The organism is Lacticaseibacillus baoqingensis (assembly GCF_003946165.1).
GTDB classification, from domain to species: Bacteria; Bacillota; Bacilli; order Lactobacillales; family Lactobacillaceae; genus Lacticaseibacillus; species Lacticaseibacillus baoqingensis.
The window spans coordinates 1-6218 of the sequence record NZ_RHOI01000058.1; the positions used below are offsets into that span (position 1 = coordinate 1).

A 6218-nucleotide genomic window follows, 5' to 3' on the forward strand; every position below is an offset into this window, starting at 1 on the left:
TTCATCGAAGGCTTGAAGCCGATTTCTGAACGCTCTCAAGAACTGATCGCGAAGCACTTGCCTGGCCGTTCTTTCAATATCGGCATGAGCCCTGCATTAGTTATCGGCCATCCTGTGACTTTGGTATGTTCCTTACTTTTGATCCCAACGATCTTGTTCTTATCCGTTGTGATCCCTGGTAACGAATTCTTACCGCTGGCTTCCTTATCCGGTTTGATTTACATCTTCCCACTGGTTTTGCCTTACACCAAAGGCAACGTGGTCCGCACCTTCATCGTTGGGTTGGTTGCGATGATCGTCGGGGTGTTATCCGCTACGACTTTGGCTGGGATCTTCACCAGCGCTGTGAAGGTCGTCCAAGCTTCCTTGATCCCTGCTGGGACCACTAGTGTGGCTTCGGTCGACTTCGCTGCCAGCCCGTTGACTTGGTTAGTTTACCAAGGCACGACGCATCTGAGCATCGTTGGTCCAATCATCATTGCGGTGGTCGTGATCGCTTTGATGATGTTCAACCGTTCCAAGATCGTTGCCGAAGAAAAGGCAGTCTTAGCCGCTGAAGGCAAATAATCACCTGCTTTGATCATCTCATGCTAAAACGCCTTTGCCTGACGATTTTCTGAATCGTTAAGCAGAGGCGTTTTATTGTGCGCAACTGAGTCTCATGCCAATCCGTTTCACGTGAAACTAGCTGGGTTAATGGCTCGTACTCGAAAGATTCAAGACGACCACGCCAATCACGATCAGCGCGATGCCGACGATATTGGCCAAGCTCAATGACTCCTTCCACACCAACACCGCGACGATGGTGGTCAATAGGATCCCCAAGCCTGCCCACAATGCATAGGCGATGCTTAAATTGAGCGTTTTTAGCGATAAGGAGAGGAAATAAAAGCAGGCACCATAAGCCGCCAGCGACCCCAATGTCGGCCATAAAAGCGTAAAGCCATTGGCAGCTTTCAATAAATTCGTCCCTAGTAATTCGCCAAAAATTGCCACGATCAAAAATACGTATCCCATAATTACCGTTCCTTTTTTTATGTTGCGCAACAAATAAGGGGTCAGGCCCCATGGCCTAACCCCTTATTGGTCATATCGCTTATTCGTACAAGAAGCCGGCATTGCGTAATGCCGCCTTGACTGCCTTGAACTGTTCAATATTATCATACGCGATCGTATGCAAGTGGATGCCGCCGGTCAATTCAGACAACATATGCCCTTGCAGCTGCTCCATCTTAGCTAAGAAAAGATTCTTCTCAGCGGCAGTGGCGATTTGTAACTCCCCGCGTAATTGACCGTACAATGGATGGTCGACTAAAACATCGACCAACACCCCACCGTTATCGATCACTAACTGGATCTCTTCGCCGGCTTGCTCAGGCGTATGCTTGCACACGACGACGGCAGTGTTCGCCGCTTCAGGCTTGAACCGATACCCCCGCGGCGTGGCGATCAACGGCGTTCCTTGCGCGCGCAATAAGGCGATATCGCCGACGATCGTCTGCCGGCTGACACCAAACTTCTTCCCAAACGCACTGGCCGTGATCGGTTCTGGTGCATCGGCTAAAGCTGCTTTGATCTGCGATTGCCGTTCAGCACTCGTTAGCATAGTCATCCCTCCGAATATAGCAAGGCACACGCCTAGCTGATTTACCCTCAAGCTTACGCTAAATTCGTCGCGGTGACTAGTCTTTTTGCACTATTGAAAACGGACCCGCCCAGCACGCCGATGCAAGGCAATGCGGATCAGTTTATCACATTCGGTCACGAACAAGGTGATGAACCCGGCTGCGATCGCGATCCCCCACTCACGCCATGACATCGCGGCTGTTTTGAAAATATCTTGCATGAAAGGCACATACGTCAAAGCAAATTGCAGCAACATCATCAAGCCGATGATCGCAAACGCGCGCGGGTTGCTGAAAAACTGCTTGGAGATCACCAGCGACTTAGTGCGAATGTTAAACAGATAGAAGATCTTGCCCAAGATGATGATATTGACCATCATCGTGCTGGCAGTGGCCGCATTCGCCAAGCCCCCACGCAAAAGCCAATCATGCGCGAGCAACCCGATCCCAGAGATCAGCACCGAAACATACAAGAGTTGGAAAATGTCATGTTTGTTCATCATCGGCGCATCGTTGGGCCGCGGCGGGCGCAACATCAACCCATCTTCAGCCGGTTCAAAGATAAACGCCAATTGAATGGTGATCGCCGAAACCATATTGATCCACAACATTTGACTGGCATTCAAAGGCATATCATCTTGCGTCAATACAGTAAACGCGATCACAAGCCCTTCGGCAAAACTCGTCGGCAATAGGAACAAGATACTCTTTTTAATGTTCGCGTAGATCCGCCGGCCTTCGGCGATGGCACGCTGCATGGTGGTAAATTTGTCATCGGTCAAGATCATGTCAGCGGCATCTTTGGCAACGTCGGTACCAGATTCGCCCATGGCTACCCCAATGTCAGCTTGCTTAAGTGCTGGGGCATCATTGACCCCATCACCCACCATGGCAGTCACATTACCCGCCGCTTGCAAGGCTTGAATGATCGCCAGTTTATCGGCTGGTGTCGTCCGGGCAAACACATCGGCTGAAACCATCAGCTTTTGCCGCTTATCTTCTGGTAAGGCGGCTAACTCCGCACCGGTGACCACACGCGGACTATCCGCAAGCCCCAAAGTCGCGGCGATCGCGGCAGCAGTTTCAGGGTGATCACCAGTGATCATTTTGACCTTCACGCCGGCTTTGCGCATCTCTGCGATCGATGCGATCACTTCTGGACGCGGCGGGTCGATCAACGCAGCCAGTCCCAAAAACGTAATCCCCGAAGCCAATAATTCATGGGTGATCTTGGTGACAGACTGCGGCACGGACTTCTCGCCGACTGCAATCACGCGTTGGCCTTTTTGGCTGTGCGCGCTGGTCCATTGCAAACACGCTGCTTGGTCAAATGCGCCATCGGCAGTTTGCGCCATCGGCAACAATTTGTCCGGTGAGCCTTTGATATACAACTTGTGCTCTCCAGTTGCCAGGCGCACCAATTTCGCCATATAGCGGTAATCGGAGTCAAAAGGCAACAGATCCAACTCCTCAGCATCCGTCGGGTCCGTTGAAAAAGCTTTGTAATAAGCGGTCATAAAGGCGCCATCCGTAGGCTCCCCATTGATCTCGTACTTGCCTTCGATTTCAGCTAAAGTGGTGTCATTTGCCTCATACCCGGCACGCAACAAGGCTTTCAAGTCCGCATGGTCAGCTGGTGCGATCACCGCTTGATCCAAGCGGAAATCCCCTTTTGGCGCATAACCGGTGCCAGTTACCGAATAAGTCGCTTGTGGCGTGATGATCTCGGTAACGGTCATTTCGTTTTGCGTTAAGGTCCCAGTTTTATCCGTGGCGATCACATCGACTGAACCCAGCACCTCAACAGAAGGCAAGGCCTTGACGATGGCGTTTTCTTTCTTGGACATATCTTGTACGCCCATCGCCAAGATCACACTGGTCGTCGCCGGCAGCCCTTCTGGCATCGAGCCGACGATCATCGTCACGATCCCTAACGCCAACGTGCCTAACGTGTAATGCCCGCCGATCATCCCAATAATAAACAACACCACAGCAAACGCTAAGATTCCATAAGACAAGCCTTTGCCGATCCCATCAAGCTGCTGCATCATCGGTGAACGACGGGTTTTCGTCGTCGCCACGGCTTGAGAGATCTTCCCGAGCTCACTGTCTTGCCCAGTCGCCACCACGATCCCCATCCCGCTGCCGCTAGCCACTGCCGTCGCTGAAAAAACCATGTTCGTCTGTTCAGCTAACGGTGTATTGGCGGGCAAAGCATGGACCGTCTTGGCGATGGAATTAGTTTCCCCAGTCAAGACCGATTCTTGCACCATTAAATTATCCACGTCAAAAAGCCGCAAGTCCGCAGGCACATTATCCCCTGCTTCTAAAAACACGACATCACCAACGACTAATTCTGCCGCTGGAACATCGATGCGTTGACCATCACGATACACCGTGGCATTATGCGCCAACATACCGCGAATCTTTTCTAGTGAATCACTCGCACTGGCTTCTTGATAATAACCGATCAGCGCATTGATCACGATCACCAACGCAATGATCACAGTATCCGTCAAGTGGCCCATCAAGGTCGTCAATACGGCTGCCATGATCAAAATGTAAATGATCAAGTTGTTGAACTGGCGCACGAATAAGACCCACTTCGGTGTCCGTTGTGTCTGAATCGCATTCGGCCCATCCGTCGCCAGTCGTTTGCTAGCCTCCGCTTGAGTCAAACCGCTCGTTTTAGACGATAAACCTACCTTCGCCTGCACTTCGTCAATCGTTAAGTGGGTCATTGGCCTCTGCTCACCGGGATCGTCCATCTATCATCATCCTTTTTTATTCAAAATTTTGGCAATATACCATTAACCTAATGTTAATCGAGCCTAATCTTTTCTGCAACAGACTGTGATCTTATTTCCCGGGAAATATTTTGGCCTAAAAAAATAGACCCAGCTTCACGCTGCGTCTACCTAATAATGCCGGATCAAGCCCATCCCAATAGCCGGATCACTGCCATCGACGCGATCCCCACGACCACCACGATCAACAAACTTCGCGAAATGATCGCCGCTAAGATCGCCGGCAAAGATGCTAACAAGTTCCCTACGTTGACACTCGGCCACTGCCCGGCATGATAAACCAAAAGACTTTCCACAAAAATCGCCGCTAAGATCGCCACCGGCACAAAACTCAAGAACTGCAACAGCCACTGCGGTAATTTAGCCGCCTTCACTAAAGCAAAAGGCACCACACGGATCAGCCAAGTTGCCAAGCCGCATAAGAGGATCGTTAAAAAAACATGGTTCATCGCCGTTCCACCGCCATTCCAAACAAGCAGCCCAAGATCGTTGCCACTAAGATCGCAGTTGACCCTGGCATGAACCGCATCAAAACGATCATCAACAAGGCCACAAAGCCTGCCACCGTCAAATGTCGCAGCAGCGGCTTACTGCGATCGGTGATCATCTGCAAGTACAATAAGCCGATGAACATCGCCACCACCGCAAAGTCCAATCCAAAAGCCTTGGCATCCGGAATCAAACTACCCAATAACGCGCCGATCACCGTCGAGATCGCCCACACGAGATAAGCGCACACATTAGCCGAATGAAACCACGCTGGCTTTAGCTTGTGCCCCGTTTGATTCAATTTGTTCATCGATAACGCAAAAGTCTCATCGGTCAACAACGAGCCGATCAAGATATTTTGCCCAAAAGATTCTTGTTTAAGATAGGGTGCAACCGTCATGCTCATCAAGCTCATGCGCGCATTGATCAAGATCGTTGACGTCACGATCGCCCCGATCGGACTGCCGACCAGCAGCATACTCGTGATCACAAATTGTGCAGAGCCGGCATAAACCAGCAGCGACATCAATAAGACCAGCCACACGGATAAGTGACTGGTGTGGGCCACGATCCCAAAAGCCAAACCGACTCCAATATAGCCAAAGAGGGTCGGCACCACATCTTTTAATCCGGCTCTAAAATCTAATTGTCCGTCCACGCCGTCGCCTCCAATATGTAAAATTAGAACATAATTAGATTTTACCTGTTTATCCTTAATAATCAAGCTAAACCGGCGATTACTGGGCGTTGCTTGGAATTTTTTTGTGGCATAGGAAACCGCTTAACCACGGGGCTGAGGCGCGCAAACACGCGGATTTCGGTATTTTTTAACCGAATAAGCGCTTGCAGTTTAGTGGAGGCGGCGCTATACTTTCATCGTTATTTCTTAAAGAGATATTTTATTTCCTTTTTGGAAATTGATTGGTGCCGTTTTTTGTAAGCGGCGTCAATCGTTGTCCGCTACTCTATTATTCACAAGGAGGCACATTCATATTATGGGTGTCATTAATTACATTTTGTCCTTAGGGGCAAGCGTCATGATGCCGATCATCTTCTTGATCCTGGGGTTATTGCTCGGGATGGGGATCGGTAAATCACTGAAATCCGGACTTTCAGTCGGGGTTGGGTTTGTTGGCTTAAGTGTCATCACGCAATTATTGACCGATAATATCGGTCCGGCCGTCACTGCGATGGTCAAAGCTTACGGCTTACACCTACATACCTTAGACATTGGCTGGCCAGCCGCTTCGGCGGTGGCTTTTGGGACTGAAGTCGGGGCGATCATCATCCCATTGGG

At 50.3% G+C, this 6218-nt stretch carries 7 protein-coding genes; 2 read left to right on the plus strand and 5 right to left on the minus strand.

Going from position 1 to position 6218, the window contains the following annotated elements; translation table 11 throughout:
• Nucleotides 1-567 (plus strand): PTS transporter subunit IIC (locus tag EKM91_RS13445; RefSeq protein ID WP_338015995.1); only part of this gene is annotated, 567 nt, incomplete at its 5' end.
• Nucleotides 568-693: 126 nt separating this feature from the next.
• Here the strand turns inward: EKM91_RS13445 and EKM91_RS13450 are convergent.
• From EKM91_RS13450 to EKM91_RS13470, 5 genes are all read right to left on the minus strand, one after another.
• Complete coding sequence (locus tag EKM91_RS13450; protein WP_125754407.1) at nucleotides 694-1017, minus strand: DMT family transporter; 324 nt, start codon at nucleotides 1015-1017, stop codon at nucleotides 694-696.
• A gap of 79 nt (nucleotides 1018-1096) precedes the next feature.
• A complete protein-coding gene (locus tag EKM91_RS13455) occupies nucleotides 1097-1606 on the minus strand; it encodes a transcription repressor NadR (protein ID WP_125754408.1) in 510 nt (169 codons plus the stop codon).
• 90 nt (nucleotides 1607-1696) lie between these two features.
• Complete coding sequence (locus EKM91_RS13460) at nucleotides 1697-4393, minus strand: HAD-IC family P-type ATPase (protein ID WP_125754409.1); 2697 nt, start codon at nucleotides 4391-4393, stop codon at nucleotides 1697-1699.
• Between the two features lie 164 nt (nucleotides 4394-4557).
• Nucleotides 4558-4881 (minus strand): AzlD domain-containing protein, encoded by a 324-nt coding sequence (locus EKM91_RS13465; protein WP_125754410.1) that lies wholly within the window; start codon nucleotides 4879-4881, stop codon nucleotides 4558-4560.
• Complete coding sequence (locus EKM91_RS13470) at nucleotides 4878-5579, minus strand: AzlC family ABC transporter permease (RefSeq protein WP_125754411.1); 702 nt, start codon at nucleotides 5577-5579, stop codon at nucleotides 4878-4880. Before EKM91_RS13470 ends, EKM91_RS13465 begins: the two co-directional genes overlap by 4 nt.
• 337 nt (nucleotides 5580-5916) lie before the next feature.
• Here EKM91_RS13470 and EKM91_RS13475 point away from each other — a divergent pair.
• Nucleotides 5917-6218: PTS transporter subunit IIC (locus EKM91_RS13475; protein WP_338015996.1), on the plus strand; the 302-nt coding region annotated here is incomplete at its 3' end.

Excerpts from the sequence above, each read along its gene's own strand:
- EKM91_RS13450 (WP_125754407.1), bottom strand. The coding sequence starts at position 1,017 with ATGGGATACGTATTTTTGATCGTGGCAATTTTTGGCGAATTACTAGGG.
- EKM91_RS13455 (WP_125754408.1), bottom strand. The coding sequence starts at position 1,606 with ATGCTAACGAGTGCTGAACGGCAATCGCAGATCAAAGCAGCTTTAGCC.
- EKM91_RS13460 (WP_125754409.1), bottom strand. The coding sequence starts at position 4,393 with ATGGACGATCCCGGTGAGCAGAGGCCAATGACCCACTTAACGATTGAC.
- EKM91_RS13465 (WP_125754410.1), bottom strand. The coding sequence starts at position 4,881 with ATGAACCATGTTTTTTTAACGATCCTCTTATGCGGCTTGGCAACTTGG.